Origin of the sequence: Paracoccus sp. ME4, from assembly GCF_046736325.1 — a bacterium.
Lineage (GTDB): Bacteria > Pseudomonadota > Alphaproteobacteria > Rhodobacterales > Rhodobacteraceae > Paracoccus.
The window spans coordinates 1,248,771-1,268,952 of record NZ_CP151276.1; the positions used below are offsets into that span (position 1 = coordinate 1,248,771).

A 20,182-nucleotide genomic window follows, 5' to 3' on the forward strand; every position below is an offset into this window, starting at 1 on the left:
GCAGATCATGGCATGGGGCAGGGGGGCAGCGACGGTGGCGCGGACCGATGGCGGGACGACACGCCCCCGGCATGTCGCGATCATCATGGACGGCAACGGCCGGTGGGCGACGGAACGCGGCTGGCCGCGGCTGGTCGGTCACCGGCGGGGCGCCGAACGCGTCAAGCAGATCGTGCGCGCCTGTCCCGACCTGGGCGTGGACTGGCTGACGATCTATGCCTTCTCGACCGAGAACTGGAAGCGGTCGACCGAGGAGGTGCTGGGTCTGATGAAGATCTTCCGCCGCTACATCCAGCGCGAGGCCGAGGACATGTCGGTCGAGGGCGTGCGGATGCGCTTCATCGGGGAACGCGGGCGGCTTGACCGCAAGCTGCAGGACCTGATGGCCTCGATCGAGGCGCGCACGGCGGGCAACACGCGGCTGAACCTGACGGTTGCGGTCAATTACGGCGGCCGGGACGAGCTGCTGCGCGCCTCGACCCGTCTGGCCGAACGCATCGCCCGCGGCGACGTCGCCACCCCGACCGAGGCCGACCTGGCCGACTGCATGGACACGGCCGGCCATCCCGATCCGGACCTGGTCATCCGCACCTCGGGAGAGACGCGGACCTCGAACTTCCTGCCGTGGCAGGCGGCCTATTCCGAATACGAATTCACCCCGACGCTCTGGCCCGACTTCACGCCCGACCATCTGGCGACGATCCTGGACCGCTTCGGGCTGCGCGACCGGCGCTTCGGCGGCGCATGACGGCACGACGCATCCCGCAGGGTCAGGCCGGCTCGGGCAAATGGGCCGACCTGTCGCGGCGCGTGGCCTCGACGCTGGTGCTCCTGGCGATCGGCGTGCTGCTGGCAGTGGCGCAGGGGCCGTGGCTCAGGCTGGGCATGGCGGTGATCTCGGCCATCACCTTCTGGGAGCTGGCGGCGATGACCGGCTGGCGCAATCCGGCGCGCCACGTCACGCTGTTCGGCCGCTCCCGCCCCATCGCGCTGGCGGCCATCGCGGGCCTGTCGCAGGCGGTCGCGCTGACCGGCCTGCCCTTGGCATGGATGGCGCTGGCAGTGCCGATCCTGCTGGGCCTGCCGGGCGCGGCGCGGCGCGACCGCGCCACCTATGCGCTGTTCGGCATCGCGATCCTGATCGTGGCCTTCGGGCTGGTGGGGTTCCGCGAGAATTACGGCCTGAACTTCGTGCTGTGGCTGATGGGGGTCATCATCATCTCGGACACGGCCGGCTATTTCTTCGGGCGGATGCTGGGCGGGCCCAAGTTCTGGCCCGCGCTCAGCCCCAAGAAGACCTGGTCGGGCACGGTCGCGGGCTGGATCGGCAGCTGCCTGTTCGGTGCGATCCTGTGGATGGCCGGACAGGGCGACGCGGCGCTGATCTGGGTCTCGCCGCTGGTCTGCTTTGCGGGGCAGATGGGCGATCTGGCCGAAAGCTGGCTCAAGCGGCGGGCGGGCAAGAAGGACAGCTCGAACCTGATCCCGGGGCATGGCGGCTTCATGGATCGTTTTGACGCAGTGACCGGCGCGGTCCTGGCCGCCATGCTGATCGGATTCCTGACGCGCCTGCCCGTGGTGAACTGACCGATGCGACGCATTTCCATTTTCGGGGCCACCGGCTCGGTCGGGGCCAATGGCGTCGACCTGATCCGCCGCGACCCGGACGCCTATCACACCGTCGCGCTGACGGGCGGGCGCAACATCGCGCGGCTGGCGCAGATGGCCCGCGACCTGCGCGCCGAGATCGCCGTGACCGCCCATGAGGACGCGCTGGACGATCTGCGCGCGGCGCTGGCCGGCAGCGGGGTCGAGGCCGCCGCGGGTCCGCGGGCGCTGATCGAGGCCGCCGCGCGTCCGGCCGACTGGATCCTGTCGGCCATCGTCGGCTCGGCGGGGCTGGCTCCGGGGCTGACGGGGCTGGCGCAGGGCGGTGTCCTGGCGCTGGCCAACAAGGAATCGCTGGTCTGCGCGGGCGCGCTGCTGCGCGGGACGGCGGCAGCGTCGGGCGCGACCATCCTGCCGGTGGACAGCGAACATTCCGCGCTGTTTCAGGCGATTGGGGCCGACAAGCTCGACAGCGTCAAGGATGTCACCATCACCGCCTCGGGCGGCGCCTTCCGCGACTGGCCGCTGGAGCGGCTGGCGGCGGCGACCGTGGCCGAGGCCTCGACCCATCCCAACTGGGCCATGGGTCAGCGCATCACCATCGACAGCGCGTCGATGTTCAACAAGGCGATGGAGGTCATCGAGGCCAAGGAGTTCTTCGGCCTGGATGCCGCGCGCATCAAGGTGCTGGTCCATCCCGAGTCCATCATCCACGCCATGGTGACTCATCATGACGGCGGCACCATCGCGCATCTGGGCGCGCCCGACATGCGCCACGCCATCGGCTATGCCCTGCACTGGCCCGCGCGCCGCCCCCTGCCGGTCGCGGCGCTGGACCTGGCCGCGATCGGCGGCCTGACCTTCCGCGCCCCCGACGAGATCCGCTGGCCCGCCCTGCGCCTGGCGCGCGAGGTGATGGCAGCGGGCGGTGCCGCGGGCGCTGTCTTCAACGCCGCCAAGGAACAGGCGCTGGACGATTTCATCGCCGGGCGCATCCGCTTCACCGACATGGCCCCGCGGGTCGAGGCCACGCTGGAGGCGCTGTCCGCCGAAGAGGGTTTTGCCCGCGACCCCCAAGACCTGCCCACCGTCCTGGATTGGGACGCGCTGGCCCGACGAAAGGCCGCCCGATGATCGACGCCTTCCTGCAGTCCGGCGGCACGCTTCTGGCCTTCGTCACCGCGCTGGCGGTGATCGTGACGGTGCATGAATACGGCCATTACATCGTCGGCCGCTGGTCGGGCATCCGCGCCGAGGTGTTCAGCGTCGGCTTCGGCCCGCGGCTGTTCTCGCGGCGCGACCGGCGCGGCACGGTCTGGCAGGTCGCGGCGCTGCCGCTCGGCGGCTATGTCCGGTTCCTGGGCGACGACAACGTGGCCAGCGCCGGTCCCGGACGCGCGGTCGATCCGGCGCTGCGGCGCCAGACGCTGCAGGGGGCGCCGCTCTGGGCGCGCTTCGCCACGCTGCTGGCGGGGCCGGTCTTCAACTTCGTGCTGTCCATCGCGGTCTTCGCGGGTTTCGCCATCGTCCAGGGCCTTCCGGTGGAGGAGGTCCGCGTGGGTCGCGTGACCGAGGCCCCGCCCGGCATCGCGAGCAACCTGCAGCCCGGCGACCGCATCCTGTCCGTGGGCGGACAGCCCGTGGCGAGCTGGGCCGATATCGGCGCGGCGACCGCCACGCTGGAGCCGGCCCCCCGCGTCGAGTGGGAGGTCGAACGCGACGGCCGCCGCCTGACCGTCGCCGGACCCGACCCGATGCCCGCGCTGATCGGCGGCGTCGCCCCGCGCAGTGCCGCGGCCGATGCGGGGCTCCGGGCGGGCGACGTGGTCCTGGCCATCGCTGACCGGCCCATCACCCGCTTCACCCAGATCCGCGAGGCGGTGGACGCGGCTGAGGGGGCGCCCCTGGCCCTGCGCCTGTGGCGGCCGGGCGCCGGAGAGATCGACGTGACGCTGACGCCGAAACTGTCTGACCTGCCCGCCGAGGGCGGCGGCTTCGAGCAGCGCTGGCTGATCGGGGTGACGGGCGGCGGCGGCTTCTTCGCCCCCGAGACCCGCAGCGCCGGCCCGCTGGAGGCGCTGTCCCTGGGCGTGGGGCAGACCTGGGGGATCATCACCTCGTCGCTCACGGGCATGTGGGCGATGATCTCGGGGCAGATCGGCACCTGCAACCTGGGCGGCGCGATCAGCATCGCCGAAAGCACCGGCCAGGCCGCCAGCGCGGGGGGCGCGAACTTCCTGTGGTGGATCGCGGTCCTGTCGGCGGCGATCGGGTTCCTGAACCTGCTGCCGATCCCCGTGCTGGATGGCGGGCACCTGATGTTCTATGCCTACGAGGCCGTCCGGGGACGCCCGCCATCGGAGAAGGCGCTGAACCTTCTGACCGCGATCGGCATGGCGGCGGTACTGTCACTGATGATTTTCGGGCTCACGAACGATCTTTTCTGCCCCTGACGCGCTTGCGCTTTTGACAGCGCGGCCCTCTTGGCGCTACAGACCATAGGCAAAACGACAGCCCGAACCGGGCGCGTGCAGGCGGATAGAGGGGCCATCATGGAACGGAAACTGGGCAAGGGCGCGCTGGCGCTGGTGACGTCCCTGGCGATCGCGATGCCGGCGGGTCTGGCCCCGCAGCAGGCTCGCGCCGCCGTCTTCGGCAGCATCGTCGTGCAGGGCAACCAGCAGATCGAGACCGGCGCCGTCCTGTCCACGCTGGCCCTGCCGCAGGGGCAGGACCTCAGCCCCGGAGAGATCAACGACGGGTTGCAGCGCCTGCAGAATTCCGGCCTGTTCGAGTCGGTCGAACTGATCCCGCAGGGCGGCACCCTGGTCGTGCGCGTCAGCGAATACCCGATCGTCAATCAGATCAGCTTCGAGGGCAACCGCCGCCTGAACGACGAGCGCCTGGCCGAGATCGTGCGCAGCCAGGCGCGCCGCGTCTATCAGCCCGCCCAGGCCATCCAGGACGCGCAGGCCATCGCCCAGATCTATGCCGCCGAAGGGCGCCTGGCCGCCCGCGTCGATCCGCGCATCATCCGCCGCAGCGGCAACCGCGTCGATCTGGTCTTCGAGATCCGCGAGGGCAATGTCACCGAGATCGAGCGCATCAGCTTCGTCGGCAACCGCGCCTATTCGGACCGCCGGCTGCGCAACGTGCTGGAGACCAAGCAGGCGGGCCTACTGCGGACCTTCATCCGCCGCGACACCTTCGCGCCCGAGCGCATCCCGCTGGACGAGCAGCTGCTGACCGACTTCTACCGCTCGCAGGGCTATGCCGATTTCCGCGTGCAGGGCGTCGCCCCCGAGATCGCGCGCGAACGCGACGCGTTCTTCATCACCTTCAACATCCAGGAAGGCCCGCGCTATCGCTTCGGGCGGGTGCAGACCATCTCCGAGATCCCCGGCGTCGATGCCGCGCTGTTCGCCGAACAGAGCCGCGTGCGGCGCGGGGCCTACTACAACCCCTCGGTCATCGACACGTCGATCCGCCGGATGGAGACCATCGCCATCCAGCAGGGCCTGAACTTCGTCAACATCGAGCCGCGCGTCACCCGTAACCCCGAGAACCAGACCCTGGACCTGACCTTCGCCCTGACCCGCGGTCAGCGCATCTTCGTCGAGCGCATCGACATCGAGGGCAACACGACGACCCTGGACGAGGTGATCCGCCGCCAGTTCACCACCGTCGAGGGCGACCCCTTCAACCCGCGCGAGATCCGCAACTCGGCCGAGCGCGTGCGCGCCCTGGGCTATTTCGCCGATGCGCAGGTCCAGACCCGCGAGGGCAGCAGCCCCGAGCAGGTCATCGTCGGCGTCAACGTCGAGGAGCAGCCCACCGGGTCGCTGTCCCTGGGCGCAGGCTACGGCGTCAATTCGGGCGTGGGCTTCAACGTCGGCCTGACCGAGCGCAACTTCTTGGGCCGCGGCCAGACCGTGGGCCTGCAGCTGCAGACCGCGACCGACGACGCCTCGGCCAGCATCAACTTCGTCGAGCCGTTCTTCCTCGGCCGCGACCTGCGCTTCGGCTTCTCGGCCAGCTATGCCGAGACGGACGGGCTGAACTCGGATTACGACACCCGCCAGATCCGCGTGCAGCCGTCGCTGGAGTTCCCGGTCTCCGAGAACGGCCGGCTGGAGTTGCGCTATCGCATCTCCGAGGACAAGCTGACCGGCGTGACCGAGGACAGCTCGCAGCTGCTGATCAACGAGGAGGGCACGCGCCTGACCTCGGCCCTGGGCTATACCTACAACTGGGATTCGCGCCGCACGGGCCTGGACCCGCTGACCGCCTACCGCTTCCGCTTCTCGCAGGATTTCGCAGGCGCGGGCGGCGACACCAAGACGATCACCACCACCGCCCTGGCGGGCGTCGAGAGCAATGCCTGGCGCGAGAGCGTGACGCTGCGCGCCGAGGTCGAGGCCGGGGCGATCTACACCTATGGCGACTATTCGACCTGGATCCTGGACCGCTTCCGCACCGGCAACCGCGTCCGCGGCTTCGAGCCGAACGGCATCGGCCCGCGCGACCTGCAGGCCGAGAACCAGGACGGCCTGGGCGGCAACTACTACTGGGCGGCGCGCGCCGAGGCGCAGTTCCCCCTGGGCCTGCCCGAGGAATACGGCATCGAGGGCGGCCTTTTCGCCGATGTCGGATCACTCTGGGGTCTGGATCAGCGCATCGGCACCGATGGCGTCCTGGTCGATGACGACATGTATGTGCGCGCCGCCGTGGGCGCCTCGATCTTCTGGACCACGCCCATCGGTCCGCTGCGCTTCAACTTCTCGCAGGCGCTGAAGAAGGAGGATTACGACCTGGAACAGAACTTCGACCTGACGATCCAGACGACGTTCTGATGCGGCGCGGCGCGGCGATCCTCGCGGCGGTGCTGCTGGTCGGTCCCCTGGCCGCCCAGCAGCCCGAGGCGCAGCTGCCGCTTCCGGCCGCGGAACCGCAGGACGCCGAGCTGGCCGACCCGCAGCTGCCGCCTGTGGCTGCGCCCTCGACGCTGCCCAGCACCGTCGTTCCGGGTCCGGGCGACCTGGCCGAGAACGCGCCCATCCTGACGCTGGACCTGGACATCCTCTACCTCAACTCGGCCTGGGGCCGGCGCGCGCAGGCCGAACTGGAGGCCGAGGGCGCCGAGGTCGCGGCCGAGAACGAGCGCCTGACCCGGCTGCTCTCCTCCGAGGAGGCCGCGCTGACCCAGCAGCGCGCCACGCTGGACGCCGCACGCTTTCGCGAGCTGGCCGAGGCGTTCGACCTTCGCGCGACCCGCATCCGCCGTGAACGCGCGCAGGCCGTCCAGGACCTGAACACCTGGGCCGAGAGCGACCGCGCCGCCTTCTTCCGCGACGCGCTGCCGGTGATGGGTCAGATCATGCAGGAACGCGGTGCGGTGGCGGTGCTGGACCGGCGCACGGTCTTCGTGTCGCTGGACGCGATCGACGTGACGCAGCAGCTGATCGACACGCTGGATCAGCGGATCGGCGACGGGCAGGGCGCGGTGCCGCTGCCCGCGCCTCCCGGCACGGACTAGGGCAGCCGCGCGATCCGTTCGGACAGGAGCGCGAACAGCGCGTCCCGGTCCACGTCCTTCAGGAACAGCGCATTGGGCGCGCGCCCGCTGACGCGCCACCAGTCGGCGACCGTCATGCCGGTGGTCCAGCGGCCTTGGGTCTCGATCTCCACGTTGATCTCGCGGCCCTCGAACAGGTCGGGCCGCAGCAGCCAGGCGATGGTGCAGGGGTCGTGCAGCGGCGCGCCGAGGCTGCCGTACTTGGCCGTGTCGAAACGCTCGAAGAAATCGGTCCAGCCCGCGACGGCGGGGCCGCAGCGGCCGGGCAGGGCGCGCATCGCCTCGACCCAGGGCCGGTCGGTCAGCGCCTTGTGCGTCACGTCCAGCGGCATGACGACCAGCGGCACGCCCGCGGCGAAGACCTCGGCCGCGGCCTCGGGATCGACATAGATGTTGAACTCGGCGGCGGGGGTGATGTTGCCCACCTCGAAATAGGCGCCGCCCATCAGCACGATCCGCTGCACCCGCCCGATGATGTCGGGGGCGCGGCGGAAGGCCTCGGCGATGTTGGTCAGCGGGCCGATGGGGACCAGCGTGACCGTGCCCGCCTCATGCGCGCGCAGCGTGTCGATGATGAACTCGACGCCATGGACCTCCTGCAGGGGCAGCACCGGTTCGGGCAGCTCGATCCCGTCCAGGCCGGTCTTGCCGTGGACATGCTCGGCCGTGACCAGGTCGCGCGACAGCGGCCGGTCGCATCCGGCAAAGACCGGAATGTCGGTCCGGCCCGACAGCTCGACCACCTTGCGCGCGTTCACCTGCGTCAGCGCCAGCGGCACGTTGCCCGCGACCGCGACGATGCCCAGCACCTCCAGCTCGGGCGAGGCCAGCGCCAGCAGGATCGCGACGGCGTCGTCCTGGCCGGGATCCGTGTCGATGATGATCTTCTGCGCCAATTCCGCTCTCCCTCCGGTCCGGACGCGGATTTGTGCGTCAGTATGGAAAAAGGTGCAAGCCCTTGCCTGCGCCTTTCTTTTTCGTCGCGATCGCGCCCCGATCAGCCGTCGAAGTTGACGCGCTCGATCAGGTCCAGCGCCTGCGGACGCAGGTCCGAGATCTGGGTCAGCGTCAGGTCGTCGGGGGTGAACTCGCCCCAGCTGGCGACCAGCTCCGAGCGCTCGACGCCTTCTTTGACGGGGAACTCGTTGTTGGTCTCGGCATAGATGCGCTGCGCCTCGTCGCCGGCCAGGAACTGCATCAGCTGCAGGGCGGCGTCGCGGTTCGGGGCCGACTTGGTCATCGCCACGCCCGAGACGTTCACATGCGTGCCGCCATCCTCGAAGGTCGGGAAGACGATGCGGACCGATTCGGCCCATTCCTGCTGCTCAGGGTCCTTCAGCATGGCGCCCATGTAGTAGGTGTTGCCCAGGCTGATGTCGCATTCGCCGGCCCAGATCGACTTGACCTGGTCGCGGTCGCCGCCCTCGGGGCGCTTGGCCAGGTTCGCCTTGACGCCCTCCAGCCAGGCGACGGTCTCCTCCTCGCCGTGATGGGCCAGATAGGCCGCGGTCAGCGCGACGTTGTAGTCGTTGGTGAAGCTGCGGCTGCAGATGCGGCCCTGCCATTTCGGATCGGCCAGATCCTCGTAGGTGGTCACCTCGCCATCGGCCACGCGGTCGTTATGGGCATAGACGACGCGGGCGCGGGTGGTCAGGGCGAACCACTGGTTCTCGTCGTCGCGCAGCGCGGCGGGGATCGCCTCGGTCAGGGTCGCGTCCTCGACCGGCTGCAGCACGCCCGCCTCCTTGACCTCGCCAAGGCGGGCCACATCCACGGTCAGCACCAGATCCGCCGGAGAGCGGTCGCCCTCGGCCTGCAGGCGCTCGACCATGCCCTTGTCCACGAAGGCCACATTCACGGTGATGCCGGTCTCGGCGGTGAAGGCGTCGATCAGGGGCTGGATCAGCTCGGGCTGACGGTGGGAATAGACGTTCACCTCCTGGGCCAGGGCGGGCATGGCGGTGGCACCCAGCAGCGAGGCAAGGATCAGGGGACGCATGTTGACTCCTTTGGTCAGAATATGGATGGCGTTCTGGCCTATCCCAAGCGTTCTTGTCAATCATTTCCCGACGGGGGCCAGCGCGCTGCGACGCATTGACCGCGGGCGGGCCGCGCGCTAGGGCGCGGGCATGGCACGCGCACCCCTTTTGCAACTTTCCGACATCTCGCTGACCTATGGCGGCGATCCCGTTTTCGACGGCCTGTCCCTGAACGTCCAGCCGGGCGACCGCGTCGCGCTGGTCGGCCGGAACGGCTCGGGCAAGTCCACCCTGATGAAGGTGATGGCCGGATTCGTGGAACCCGACCGGGGCGAGCTGGTCCTGGCCGCCGGCGTCTCGACCGGCTACATGGAGCAGGACCCCGACCTGTCCGGCTTCGAGACGCTTGGCGATTTCGCCCGTGACGGGCTGGAGCCGGGCGAGGATTACCGCGTCGACATGGCCGCCGAGGGGCTGAAGTTCGACCCCCACCGCCCCGTGGCCACCGCATCGGGCGGCGAGCGTCGCCGCGCGGCGCTGGCCCGCCTGCTGGCGCAGGCGCCCGAGCTGATGCTGCTGGACGAGCCGACCAACCACCTGGACATCGAGGCCATCGGCTGGCTGGAGGACCACCTGTCCCAGACCCGTGCGGGCTTCGTGCTGATCAGCCACGACCGCGCCTTCCTGCGCCGCCTGACCAAGGCGACGCTGTGGATCGACCGCGGCCAGGTCCGCCGGCAGGAGCGGGGCTTCGAGGGGTTCGAGGATTGGCGCGAGGCCACCTGGGCGGCCGAGGATGACGCCCGCCACAAGCTGGACCGCAAGATCAAGGCCGAGGCCAAATGGGCGGTCGAGGGCATCAGCGCCCGCCGCAAACGCAACCAGGGCCGCGTCCGCGCGCTGGCCGCCCTGCGGGCCGAGCGCAGCAGCCAGATCCGCCGTCAGGGCACCGCCGCGATGGCGTTCGACAGCGGCACCACCAGCGGCAAGAAGGTCGTCGAGGCCACCGGCATCGCCAAGGCCTTCGGCGACAAGACCATCCTGCGGCCCTTCGACCTGCGCATCCAGCGTGGCGACCGGATCGCCTTCGTCGGGCCGAACGGCGCGGGCAAGACCACGCTGATCAAGATGCTGACCGGAGAGATCGCCCCCGACCAGGGCACCATCACGATGGGCACCAACCTGGAGATCGCGGTGTTCGACCAGGCCCGCGCGGCGCTGAACCCCGACCAGACGCTGTGGGAATCGCTGACGGGCGATCCGGAGATGCGCGTCTCGGGCCGCGCCGATCAGGTGATGGTGCGGGGCCAGCCCAAGCATGTCGTGGCTTACCTCAAGGATTTCCTGTTCGACGACGCCCAAGCCCGCGCGCCCGTGCGCAGCCTGTCGGGCGGCGAGAAGGCGCGTCTGCTGCTGGCGCGGCTGATGGCGCGGCCTTCGAACCTGCTGGTCATGGACGAACCGACCAACGATCTGGACGTCGAGACGCTGGACCTGCTGCAGGACCTGCTGGGCGATTACGACGGCACGGTGCTGCTGGTCAGCCACGACCGCGACTTCATCGACCGGGTGGCCGACACCACGGTCGCGATGGAGGGCGACGGTCGCGCGACCGTCTATGCGGGCGGGTGGAGCGACTATCAGGCGCAGCGCGGAGAGACCGCGGTCGAGGAGCCGGTGGCGGTGGCCAAGGCGGCGCCCGTCGCGGAGAAGCCCAAGGTCGCCGCGCGCGACGGTCTGACCTTCACCGAGCGGCACCGGCTGGAGGCGCTGCCGGGCCTCATCGCGAAGCTGGAGGCCGAGATCGCCAAGCTGTCGGAGTTCATGTCCGACCCGGACCTGTTCACGACCGCGCCCGCCAAGTTCGAGAAGGCCAGCCTGGCCCTGTCCGAGCGTCAGGCCGCCCTGGCCGATGCCGAGGAGGAATGGCTGACGCTGGAGGAGAAGGCCGCCGTCTAGGCGGCCTTTCCGTCGCTGCGCGCCAGATGCCCCTGCAGCCAGCCATGGGCGAAGGCGATCTTGTGGCGCACCGGCACGGTCAGCACGAAGGGATAGAGGTCCGAGTTGTCCAGCGCGCGGTTGATGTCGTTGACCGCGATGGTGATCTCGGCCGCGATGGTCAGCAGGCGATAGGCATCGGTCTCGGCATAGGGGTGATAGTCGTCGGGCACGCCCGGCATGGCCAGATGCGTGCTGCAGAAGCTGTCGGCCACATCCGTCAGGTGCAGCAGATGGGCCACCGTCTCGGCCCAGTCCTCATGCGGGTGCGAGGTCGCATAGCTGGTGATGTAATCCTCGCCGGGGTCGCGGGGATCGGCGTAATGCGCCTTCAGCGCGGCCCCGTAATCGGCGCGCTCGTCGCCGAACATCGCCCGGAAGGCCGGCAGGAAGTCGGGCAGGACCTTCAGCCGGTCGAACAGGAAATGCGCGATCTCGTGGCGGAAATGGCCGACCATCGATCGATACTGCTCGCCCAGCTTCAGCTGCCGCTTCAGGCGGATCAGCTCGTCCGCCTCGGTGACGTTGATGGTGATCTCTCCGTCGGCATGGCCCATCGTGATCTGCTGGTCGCGCCCGCCGGTATGCTCCGACAGCATCAGGAAGCGCGGGCGCCGACCCGGATCGGCATCGGTGAACCAGTCCCATTCGGCCAGGTTGGCCAGAACCCACCGCTTGGCCCGCTCGGCGCTGGCCAGAAGGCGATGGTTGTCGCCGACGTTCAGGACCGGGACGACCCGCGACATGGCGCAGGACTGACACAGCGCGCCGTCGCGATGCGCGGACCAGTTGCAGGCCAGGCTGTCGCGGTTCGCGCAGGGCGCGGCCTCGGCCACCATGCGGCGGGCGCCGGGATCGTAGGTCAGATCCTCGCCGCACAGGCAGAGCAGGTTGTGGAAATAGGCGCGGGTGCCGCAATGCGGGCAGGAGAAGCGTTTCATCGTGGGTTCCGGTCCGTCGGGGCGCAGGGACACAAGCCCGCGATCCGCGCCCGGGTTCCGCCCGGCAGGACAGGCCGGCAGGACAGGCTTGACATCGTGGGGCGGATCGGGCATCTGACGCCGACCGGCAGGGCTGTGCGCCCTTGGCCGGTCTCTTGATTTTAACGACACCCGCAACAGGGTGCGCCGTCCGAAGGCGGGGTCTGCCCCCCAACGCCGACACTGTCGGGGCCGCAGGACGCGGTGATGAAGGAAGAAAGCGATGTTCGCGGTTCTGAAAACTGGCGGCAAGCAGTATAAGGTGCAGGCGGGTGACGTCCTGCGCGTTGAAAAGCTGAATGCCGCGGCTGGCGACACTGTCCAGTTCAACGACGTTCTGATGGTCGGCTCGACCCTGGGTGCGCCCCTGGTCGCCGGTGCCTGCGTGCAGGCCACCGTGATCGAGCAGATCAAGGCCGACAAGGTCATCACCTATGTCAAGCGCCGCCGCAAGCACAGCTCGCAGCGGACCCGCGGCCATCGCCAGCAGCTGACCCTGCTGCGCGTCACGGACGTGCTGGACAAGGGCGCGGACAAGACCGGCGTCAAGGCCGCCGTCGGCGCCCGCACCAAGGTCGAGGCCGCCGAGGCGCCCGCCAAGACCAAGAAACCGGCCAAAGACGCCGCTGAAGCCTAAGGAGAACGACCCATGGCACATAAGAAAGCAGGCGGTTCCTCCCGCAACGGTCGCGACAGCGCCGGTCGCCGTCTTGGCGTCAAGCTGTTCGGCGGCCAGGCCGCCATCGCGGGCAACATCATCGCACGTCAGCGCGGCACCACCTGGTGGCCGGGCGTGAACGTCGGCATGGGCAAGGATCACACCTTGTTCGCGCTGACCGACGGTCATGTGAGCTTCAAGAAGGGCCTGAAGGGCCGGACCTTCGTTTCGATCGTCCCCGCCGAGCTGGAAGCAGCCGAGTAACCTTAGCGTAATATTCAGATGCTAAGGGGGGATCGGCGCAAGCCGGTCCCCCAAACCGTTTTGTCGTCTCAATTCTTTACAGTTTCTTGGGGAGGAAACATGGTGATGTCTGCACCCCTGCGGGAGGGAAGTCGTCTGGACGACCTGTCCGCCGTTCCGGGCGCCGCGCCCGGCCAGCCCGTGATCGCGACCGAGCGGTTCACGCTGCGCCCGCTGCGCGCCTCCGATGCCGGGATGATCGCCCATTACACCGCCGACCGACGCGTGGCCGAGGGCACGCGCGCCATCCCGCATCCGCTGCCGCCCGGTGCGTCGGACAGCTTCGTCGCCCGCGCCCTGGCCGCCGACCGGACCGAGGATGTCTGGGCCATCGACGGCAGCGAGCAGAACCTGTCCGAATTGCTGGGCGTGGTGTCGCTGACCCGGATGGAGGGGTCGCAGTCCGAGCTGGGTTTCTGGATCGGTGCCGGCTTCTGGAACACGGGTTTCGCCACCGAGGCCGTCGCGGCGCTGGTCGCGGCCAATCCGCATGGCGCCCGGACCCTGTTCGCTGAGGCGTTCCAGGACAATCCCGGATCGGCGCGCGTGCTGACCAATTGCGGCTTCGTCTATCTGGGCGATGCCGAGAGCTGGTCGGTCGCGCGCGGCAGCCGCGTGCCGACCTGGACCTATCTGCGCAAAATGGCCTGATCCGCACCGCCCGGCCGCGAATTTCGCGCGGTCGGGCGGTGTGCGACATTGCATTATGCGCAACCAATCCTAGATCGGTGGGATGACACAGCATCTTCCCTATTCCGTTCTCGACCTGTCGCCGGTCCCCGAGGGGTCGTCGGCGCAGGATGCGATCCGCAACAGCATCGATCTGGCGCAGCGCGCCGAGGGCTGGGGCTATCACCGCTTCTGGCTGGCCGAGCATCACAACATGCCCGGCATCGCCAGCTCCGCCACCGCCGTGCTGATCGGGCTGATCGCGCAGGCGACGCGCACCATCCGCGTGGGGGCGGGCGGCATCATGCTGCCGAACCACGCGCCGCTGACCGTGGCCGAGGCCTTCGGCACGCTGGCCACGGCCTTTCCCGACCGCATCGACCTGGGCCTGGGTCGCGCGCCCGGCGGGGACGGCGCGGTGATCCGCGCCCTGCGCCGCGACCCCATGGCCGACAGCTTCCCGCAGGACGTGGTCGAGCTGCTGGACTATCTGGGCCCCGAACGCCCCGACGCCCCGGTCCGCGCCCTGCCGGGCGAGGGGACGGGCGTGCCGGTCTATATCCTGGGCAGCAGCCTCTTCGGCGCGCAGCTGGCGGCGCATCTGGGTCTGCCCTTCGCCTTTGCCAGCCATTTCGCGCCGGATCATCTGGAACAGGCGATGGCCATCTATCGCGACCGCTTCCGGCCCTCGCCCTGGGGTCAGCGGCCCCACGCGATCCTGGCGGCCAACGTCTTTGCCGCCGATGATGCCGGCGAGGCCGCCTATCTGCGCACCACGATGCAGCTGGCCTTCGCGCGGCTGCGCACCGGTCAGCCCGGCAAGCTGCCGCGCCCGGTCCGCGACATCGACGCCGAGATCGGCGCCCAGATGCGCCGCGCGGTGGACGGGGCGCTGCGCATCAGCGCCGTGGGCGACCGCGCGCAGGTGCAGGATCAGCTGGCGGCCCTGGTCGAGACCCACCGCCCGGACGAGATCATCCTGACCGGACAGGTCCACGACCATGCCAAGCGCCTGCGCAGCTTCGAGATCGCGGCCGAGGCGGCCTCGGCCCTGACGGTCCGTCAGGCCGCCTGACCCGAAGGACCCGCGCAAAAGGAAAAGGCCCCCGATCGGGGGCCTTTCTGGTATCGCGTGGGAGCTGCGCTTACTCGCGGTTGCCCATGAAGGACAGCAGGAACATGAACAGGTTCAGGAAGTCCAGATACAGCTTCAGTGCGCCCATGATGGCGGACTTGCCCAGGAAATCCGAACCCGCACCCTGCATCTGCAGGTAGGTGTTCTTGATGTTCTGCGTGTCATAGGCGGTCAGGCCCGCGAAGATCAGCACGCCGATGACCGAGATCGCGAACTGCATGGCCGAGGAGGCGATGAAGATGTTCACGATCGAGGCCACGATCAGGCCGATCAGGCCCATCAGCAGGAAGGTGCCCCAGCCCGACAGGTCCTTCTTCGTGGTGTAGCCCCAGAGCGACAGGCCCGCGAAGGCGATGGCCGTCACCAGGAAGGTCTGCACGATCGACACCGAGGTGTAGACGAGGAAGATCGAGCTGATCGACAGCCCCATCAGCGCCGCGAAGGCGTAGAAGACGCCGGTCGCGGCACCCACCGACAGGCGGTTCAGCGCGGCGCCGAAGGCGAAGACCATCAGCAGCGGCGCGAACATGATCACCCACCGCAGCGGCGAGGTGTAGATCGCGGCGCCCAGACCCGTCAGCTCGCCCGTGGGGGTGACCGCGGCGGTCGCGATGCCATAGGCCGCGACGGCGGTCACACCCATGCCGACCGCCATCAGCCCATAAACCTTGTTCATGTAGGCCCGCAGGCCCTGGTCCACCACCGCCTGGCGCTGGCCCACGCCCTGCGCGGTGCGGTATGTGTTGTAATCTGCCATCGAACTCTCCCTTGAAAGGCGTGCCGGACGGGGTCCGGCTTGGGCACAATATCGGTTGTATCGCCACATTTTTCAATGCCGCAGCCACCGGCCCGGGCCGGTGCGGACCTGTGCTCACAGGGTGATGATCACCTTGCCGATGCTGCGCCGGTCGCGCAGCAGGGCAAAGCCCTCGGCCAGCCGTTCCAGCGGCAGGACGTCGCCCGCGACCGGGTCCAGCAGGCCGCGCTCGAACAGGGCGAACAGCGCCTGCATGCTGGCGCGCAGGGCCTGCGGGTCCAGCCGGCGGTAGCCGCCCCAGTAGAAGCCGTGAATGGCGATGTTCTTGACCAGCGCGTGGTTCAGCGGCAGCGCCGGGGGCCGCCCGCCGGCGAAACCGATCGACAGGAACCGCCCGCCCGGGCGCAGGGCGCGGAACGCGGCCTCTCCGGGTTCGGCGCCGACCGGGTCATAGACCACGTCGGCCCCGCCCAGATCGCGCAGCGCGCCGCGCAGATCGACACAGGCGTCGCTGTCGATCGCGTCCTGGGCGCCGGCGCGTCGCACGGCCGCGCATTTCTCGGCGCCCCGCGCCACGCCGATCACGCGCGCGCCCATTGCGGCCCCGATCTGGACCGCGGTCAGGCCCACCCCGCCGGCGGCGCCCAGAACGACCAGCGCATCTCCCGGTTGCAGGCCCCCGCGTCCTGACAGCGCCAGATGACTTGTCCCATAAGCCACCTGAAAGCCCGCGGCCTGCGGCATGTCCATGGCATCCGGAATGGGCAGCAGGGCGTCGCAATCGACTGCCATGACCTGCGTCATCGTGCCCGGCGCCGAGACCGCGACCCGCATCCCGGGCGCGAGGCCCGAACCGGCGGGCGCCTCGATCACCGTGCCCGCCCCCTCCAAGCCCGGCACGAAGGGCGGCTCGGCCGGTTCCTGATAGCGGCCCTGCGCCTTGAGCAGATCCGCGAAATTCAGCGCCGCCGCCTCGATCCGGACCAGGGCCTGGTCGCGGGCCGGACGGGGCGGGACGCGGTCCTCGATCACGGGGTCCTCGCCCAAGGCGGATATGACGGCGGTGCGAATCATCTGGCTCCTCGGGGGGCGGCGAACATGAGGGCGTCAGGTTCGCATCTGGACGGGCCAAGTCAACGTGCGGGTGAAACACCGCCCGGACGGTCGCGCGGACCTGTCTTTTTGGGCAGGAACGGGCCCCTTAACCAACTTGACACTCGAAAATTGTGCCTTTCCGGGCTAGAGCATCCTGAGATTGCAAGAGGTTGGGCAATGAAGCACAGTGTAGATGTTCACGTTGGTAAACGTATCCGCCATCGCCGTTGGATGATCGGCATGACCCAACAGCAGCTGGCCGACAAGGTCGGCATCAAGTTTCAGCAGATCCAGAAGTACGAGACCGGGATGAACCGCGTCTCGGCCTCGCGTCTGTGGGACATCGCCCGCGCCGTCGACGTGCCGGTCAGCTTCTTCTTCGAGGGGCTGTCGGATGCCGAGGTGCCGGGCGTCGTCGAGGGCGACATCTTCGCCGACAAGGAGGCGCTGCAGCTGGTCCGCGCGTATTACGCCATGCCCGAGGCGCAGCGCCGCCAGATCTTCGAACTGGCCCGCGTCCTCTCCGACGCGGCCTGAGCGTCCCGCGCGCCAGAAGGCGCCTGACACCGCCGTCGCCCCGCGCCGTGTGACCGCCGGGCGACGACCTCCTTTGAGTGCTGGCCCCCCGGCCGGCGACGGGTTACACCGGGCGCGACGCGACAGGGGGGCCGCATGCAGCACGCAGACCAGATCATCCGCACCGCCCATCTGATGGCCGACGCCGCGCGACAGGCGATCCTGCCATGGTTCCGCCACGCGGATCTGGCGGCCGACAACAAGCGCCCCGCCGATTTCGACCCGGTGACCCAGGCCGACCGCGAGGCCGAACGCGCCATGCGCGCCGTCCTGGCGCGCGAACGGCCCGACGACGCCATCCTGGGCGAGGAATACGGCGCGCAGCCCGGCACGACCGGGCTGACCTGGGTGCTGGACCCGATCGACGGCACGCGCGCCTTTCTGTGCGGCGCGGCCAGCTGGGGCGTGCTGATCGGGGTCACGGACGCCGAGGGCGTCGTCTACGGGCTGATCGACCAGCCCTTTACCACCGAACGGTTCGAGGGCGGGCTGGGCCGCGCCCAGCTGTCGCATGGCGGCCGCGACCGGCCGCTGCGGGTGCGCGACTGCGACACGCTTGCTGCCGCGACGCTGCTGACCACCTTCCCCGAGATCGGCACCCCCGAGGAGGCGCAGGCGTTCCGCCGCGTGGCGGGCCAGGTGCGGCTGACGCGATACGGCCTGGACTGCTACGCCTATGCGTTGCTGGCCTTGGGGCAGGTCGATCTGGTGATCGAGGCGGGGCTGCAATCCTATGACATCGCGGGGCCGCTGGCGGTCGTGCAGGCGGCGGGCGGGATCGTCACCGACTGGCAGGGCGGCCCGGCCCATGAGGGCGGTCGCGTCATCGCCGCCGCGACCCCGGCGCTGCACCGCGCGGCCCTGGACCTCCTCCGCGGCTGAGCCGCAGCGACCCCGACGCCTGACAGAAGGGACCTCCCATGGCCGAAGACGACCGCGACACCCGGCCCGATCCGCATGACGACCTGATGGCGCGCGTGGACGAGGCCATCGCCGCCGCCGACCCCGCCGCGCTGGAGGCGGCGCTGGAGCCGATGCACGCCGCCGACATCGCCGACCTGATCGAGCGCATGACCCCGGCCGAGCGGCGGCAGTTCCTGGAGCTCTATGCCGACGGCATCGACGGCGAGATCCTGTCCGAGATCGACGAATCCATCCGCGAGGAGGTGCTGGAGCAGCTGCCCCGCGCCGTCCTGGCCGAGGCCGTGCGCGAGATGGACAGCGACGATGTCGTCGACCTGGTCGAGGACTTAGACGCGCCCGAACGCGACGAGATCCTGGCCGCGCTGGATGCGGGCGACCGCATGGCGGTGCAGCAGTCGCTGGCCTATCCCGAATATTCGGCCGGGCGCCTGATGCAGTCCGAGGTCGTGACCGCGCCCGAGCACTGGACCGTGGCCGAGGCCATCGACTTCATCCGCTCCGAGGACTGGCTGCCCGAGCAGTTCTATCACGTCGTGCTGGTCGATCCGCGCCGCCACCCGGTGGGCTACGTCACCTTGGGCCGCCTGCTGGCCTCGCGCCGCGACGCGCCCCTGCGCGAGCTGGCCGAGGACAGCTTCCGCACCATCAGCGCCTTCGCCGAGGAGGCCGAGGTCGCCTATGTCTTCAACCAGTATCACCTGATCTCGGCCCCGGTGGTGGACCGCGACGACCGGCTGGTCGGCGTCATCACCATCGACGACGCCATGTCCGTCCTGGATGACGAGCATGAGGAGGACATCCTGCGCCTGGCCGGGGTGGGCGACGATTCCAACATCTCGGACAGCGTGCTGCAGACGGTGCGCCAGCGCGTGCCGTGGCTGGCCACGAACATCGTGACCGCGCTGGCCGCCGCCTCGGTCATCGCGGTGTTCGAAGGCGCCATCGCGCAGCTGGTGGCGCTGGCGGTGCTGATGCCCATCGTGGCCTCCATGGGCGGCAATGCGGGCACGCAGACCCTCACCGTCGCGGTGCGCGGCCTGGCCACGCGCGATCTGTCGCGCGCCAACGCCCTGCGCGTCGTGCGCCGCGAGGTCATCGTGGGGCTGACCAACGGGGTGATCTTCGGCATCATCATGGCGGCGATCACCTGGGCCTGGTTCCGCGATCCGGGTCTGGCGGCGGTCATCGGGTCGGCCATGGTCATCAACCTGCTGGTCGCGGCGCTGGCGGGCATCCTGATCCCCCTGGGCCTGAACAAGCTGGGCGCCGATCCGGCGCTGGCCTCGGGGACCTTCGTCACGATGATGACCGACGTGATCGGATTTCTGGCCTTTCTGGGCCTGGCGACGCTGGTCCTGCTGTGACGGGCAAGGCGGAGCTGCGCGCGCAGGCCCTGGCCGCGCGGGCCGCCGGGGGAGACGCGTCCGCGCTGGACCGCGCGCTGATCGCGGCGCTGGCGCCCTTCGCGGGGGCGGTGCTGGCCGGCTACTGGCCGATCCGGGACGAGGCCGATCCCCGCCCCGCCATGGCCGCCCATCGCGGGCCGCTGGTCCTGCCGGTGGTCACGGGACGCGGCCGGCCGCTGGTCTTCCGCCGCTGGCAGGGGGGCCCGCTGGAGCCGGGAGCCTTCGGCACCGCCCATCCGCCCGAATCGGCGGAGACCCTGGTGCCGGATGTGCTGATCGTGCCGCTGGCGGGGTTCGACGGGCGCGGAAACCGGCTCGGCTATGGCGGCGGGTTCTATGACAGGACCTTGGAATTGCTGAGGAAATCCGGCCCCGTCACGGCGGTCGGCCTGGCCTTCGACTGTCAGCGGCTGGACCATATCCCGGCCGAGCCGCTGGATCAGCCGCTGGACATGATCGTCACCGAAAGCGGCATCATCATCCCGACGCGCTGAATTTCGCGCATGCGTGGCCGATCGG

At 69.7% G+C, this 20,182-nt stretch carries 20 protein-coding genes; 15 read left to right on the forward strand and 5 right to left on the reverse strand.

What is annotated here, in order from left to right; translation table 11 throughout:
• Positions 1–7 precede the first annotated feature (7 nt).
• The 6 genes from uppS (at position 8) to AACG61_RS06400 (ending at position 7,144) form a co-directional block, all read left to right on the forward strand.
• The gene (gene uppS / locus AACG61_RS06375; protein WP_411839163.1) at positions 8–748 is read left to right on the forward strand and encodes a polyprenyl diphosphate synthase; all 741 of its coding nucleotides are present in this window, start codon (positions 8–10) and stop codon (positions 746–748) included.
• Entirely contained in the window at positions 745–1,587 is an 843-nt protein-coding gene (locus AACG61_RS06380; protein WP_411839164.1) for a phosphatidate cytidylyltransferase, read from the forward strand. The genes uppS and AACG61_RS06380 overlap by 4 nt, the downstream gene beginning before the upstream one ends.
• 3 nt (positions 1,588–1,590) lie before the next feature.
• On the forward strand, positions 1,591–2,742 hold the full coding sequence (gene dxr / locus AACG61_RS06385; protein ID WP_411839165.1) for a 1-deoxy-D-xylulose-5-phosphate reductoisomerase: 1,152 nt from the start codon (positions 1,591–1,593) through the stop codon (positions 2,740–2,742).
• Positions 2,739–4,061, forward strand: coding sequence for an RIP metalloprotease RseP (rseP, locus tag AACG61_RS06390; protein WP_411839166.1), 1,323 nt, complete (start codon positions 2,739–2,741; stop codon positions 4,059–4,061). The genes dxr and rseP overlap by 4 nt, the downstream gene beginning before the upstream one ends.
• Before the next feature lie 99 nt (positions 4,062–4,160).
• A complete protein-coding gene (bamA, locus tag AACG61_RS06395; RefSeq protein WP_411839167.1) occupies positions 4,161–6,461 on the forward strand; it encodes an outer membrane protein assembly factor BamA in 2,301 nt (766 codons plus the stop codon).
• Positions 6,461–7,144, forward strand: a complete 684-nt coding sequence (locus AACG61_RS06400) for an OmpH family outer membrane protein (protein WP_411839168.1) — start codon at positions 6,461–6,463, stop codon at positions 7,142–7,144. Before bamA ends, AACG61_RS06400 begins: the two co-directional genes overlap by 1 nt.
• Here the strand turns inward: AACG61_RS06400 and AACG61_RS06405 are convergent.
• Together AACG61_RS06405 and AACG61_RS06410 are read right to left on the reverse strand one after the other, a co-directional pair.
• Positions 7,141–8,079, reverse strand: a complete 939-nt coding sequence (locus tag AACG61_RS06405; RefSeq protein ID WP_411839169.1) for a nucleoside hydrolase — start codon at positions 8,077–8,079, stop codon at positions 7,141–7,143. The genes AACG61_RS06400 and AACG61_RS06405 overlap by 4 nt on opposite strands.
• 101 nt (positions 8,080–8,180) lie before the next feature.
• A complete protein-coding gene (locus AACG61_RS06410; protein ID WP_411839170.1) occupies positions 8,181–9,182 on the reverse strand; it encodes a Fe(3+) ABC transporter substrate-binding protein in 1,002 nt (333 codons plus the stop codon).
• 130 nt (positions 9,183–9,312) lie between these two features.
• Between AACG61_RS06410 and AACG61_RS06415 the strand changes: the two genes are divergently transcribed.
• Positions 9,313–11,121: an ABC-F family ATP-binding cassette domain-containing protein gene (locus tag AACG61_RS06415; protein WP_411839171.1), complete on the forward strand. Its 1,809-nt coding sequence runs from the start codon at positions 9,313–9,315 to the stop codon at positions 11,119–11,121.
• Here AACG61_RS06415 and AACG61_RS06420 read toward each other — a convergent pair.
• Positions 11,118–12,101, reverse strand: a complete 984-nt coding sequence (locus AACG61_RS06420; protein WP_411839172.1) for a putative zinc-binding metallopeptidase — start codon at positions 12,099–12,101, stop codon at positions 11,118–11,120. The genes AACG61_RS06415 and AACG61_RS06420 overlap by 4 nt on opposite strands.
• Positions 12,102–12,363: 262 nt before the next feature.
• On the opposite strand from AACG61_RS06420, the gene rplU reads away from it, so the two are divergent.
• The 4 genes from rplU (at position 12,364) to AACG61_RS06440 (ending at position 14,845) form a co-directional block, all read left to right on the forward strand.
• Complete coding sequence (gene rplU, locus AACG61_RS06425) at positions 12,364–12,777, forward strand: 50S ribosomal protein L21 (RefSeq protein WP_411839173.1); 414 nt, start codon at positions 12,364–12,366, stop codon at positions 12,775–12,777.
• A 12-nt stretch (positions 12,778–12,789) separates the two neighbouring features.
• The gene (rpmA, locus tag AACG61_RS06430) at positions 12,790–13,062 is read left to right on the forward strand and encodes a 50S ribosomal protein L27 (protein WP_411839174.1); all 273 of its coding nucleotides are present in this window, start codon (positions 12,790–12,792) and stop codon (positions 13,060–13,062) included.
• A gap of 105 nt (positions 13,063–13,167) precedes the next feature.
• Entirely contained in the window at positions 13,168–13,752 is a 585-nt protein-coding gene (locus AACG61_RS06435) for a GNAT family N-acetyltransferase (RefSeq protein WP_411839175.1), read from the forward strand.
• An 82-nt stretch (positions 13,753–13,834) separates the two neighbouring features.
• Positions 13,835–14,845, forward strand: coding sequence for an LLM class flavin-dependent oxidoreductase (locus AACG61_RS06440; protein WP_411839176.1), 1,011 nt, complete (start codon positions 13,835–13,837; stop codon positions 14,843–14,845).
• A 70-nt stretch (positions 14,846–14,915) separates the two neighbouring features.
• Here AACG61_RS06440 and AACG61_RS06445 read toward each other — a convergent pair whose 3' ends face one another.
• Complete coding sequence (locus AACG61_RS06445; protein ID WP_411839177.1) at positions 14,916–15,662, reverse strand: Bax inhibitor-1/YccA family protein; 747 nt, start codon at positions 15,660–15,662, stop codon at positions 14,916–14,918.
• A 114-nt stretch (positions 15,663–15,776) separates the two neighbouring features.
• Positions 15,777–16,736 (reverse strand): NADPH:quinone oxidoreductase family protein, encoded by a 960-nt coding sequence (locus AACG61_RS06450; protein WP_411839178.1) that lies wholly within the window; start codon positions 16,734–16,736, stop codon positions 15,777–15,779.
• Between the two features lie 198 nt (positions 16,737–16,934).
• Here AACG61_RS06450 and AACG61_RS06455 point away from each other — a divergent pair, with 198 nt between their 5' ends.
• From AACG61_RS06455 to AACG61_RS06470, 4 genes are all read left to right on the forward strand, one after another.
• Positions 16,935–17,294: a helix-turn-helix domain-containing protein gene (locus AACG61_RS06455; protein ID WP_411839179.1), complete on the forward strand. Its 360-nt coding sequence runs from the start codon at positions 16,935–16,937 to the stop codon at positions 17,292–17,294.
• A 135-nt stretch (positions 17,295–17,429) separates the two neighbouring features.
• Positions 17,430–18,215 carry an inositol monophosphatase family protein gene (locus tag AACG61_RS06460; protein WP_411839180.1) on the forward strand — a complete coding sequence of 262 codons (786 nt, stop codon included), beginning with the start codon at positions 17,430–17,432 and terminating at the stop codon, positions 18,213–18,215.
• Positions 18,216–18,253: 38 nt separating this feature from the next.
• The gene (mgtE, locus tag AACG61_RS06465; protein WP_411839181.1) at positions 18,254–19,621 is read left to right on the forward strand and encodes a magnesium transporter; all 1,368 of its coding nucleotides are present in this window, start codon (positions 18,254–18,256) and stop codon (positions 19,619–19,621) included.
• Positions 19,618–20,157 (forward strand): 5-formyltetrahydrofolate cyclo-ligase, encoded by a 540-nt coding sequence (locus AACG61_RS06470; RefSeq protein WP_411839182.1) that lies wholly within the window; start codon positions 19,618–19,620, stop codon positions 20,155–20,157. The genes mgtE and AACG61_RS06470 overlap by 4 nt, the downstream gene beginning before the upstream one ends.
• Positions 20,158–20,182: the final 25 nt, after the last annotated feature.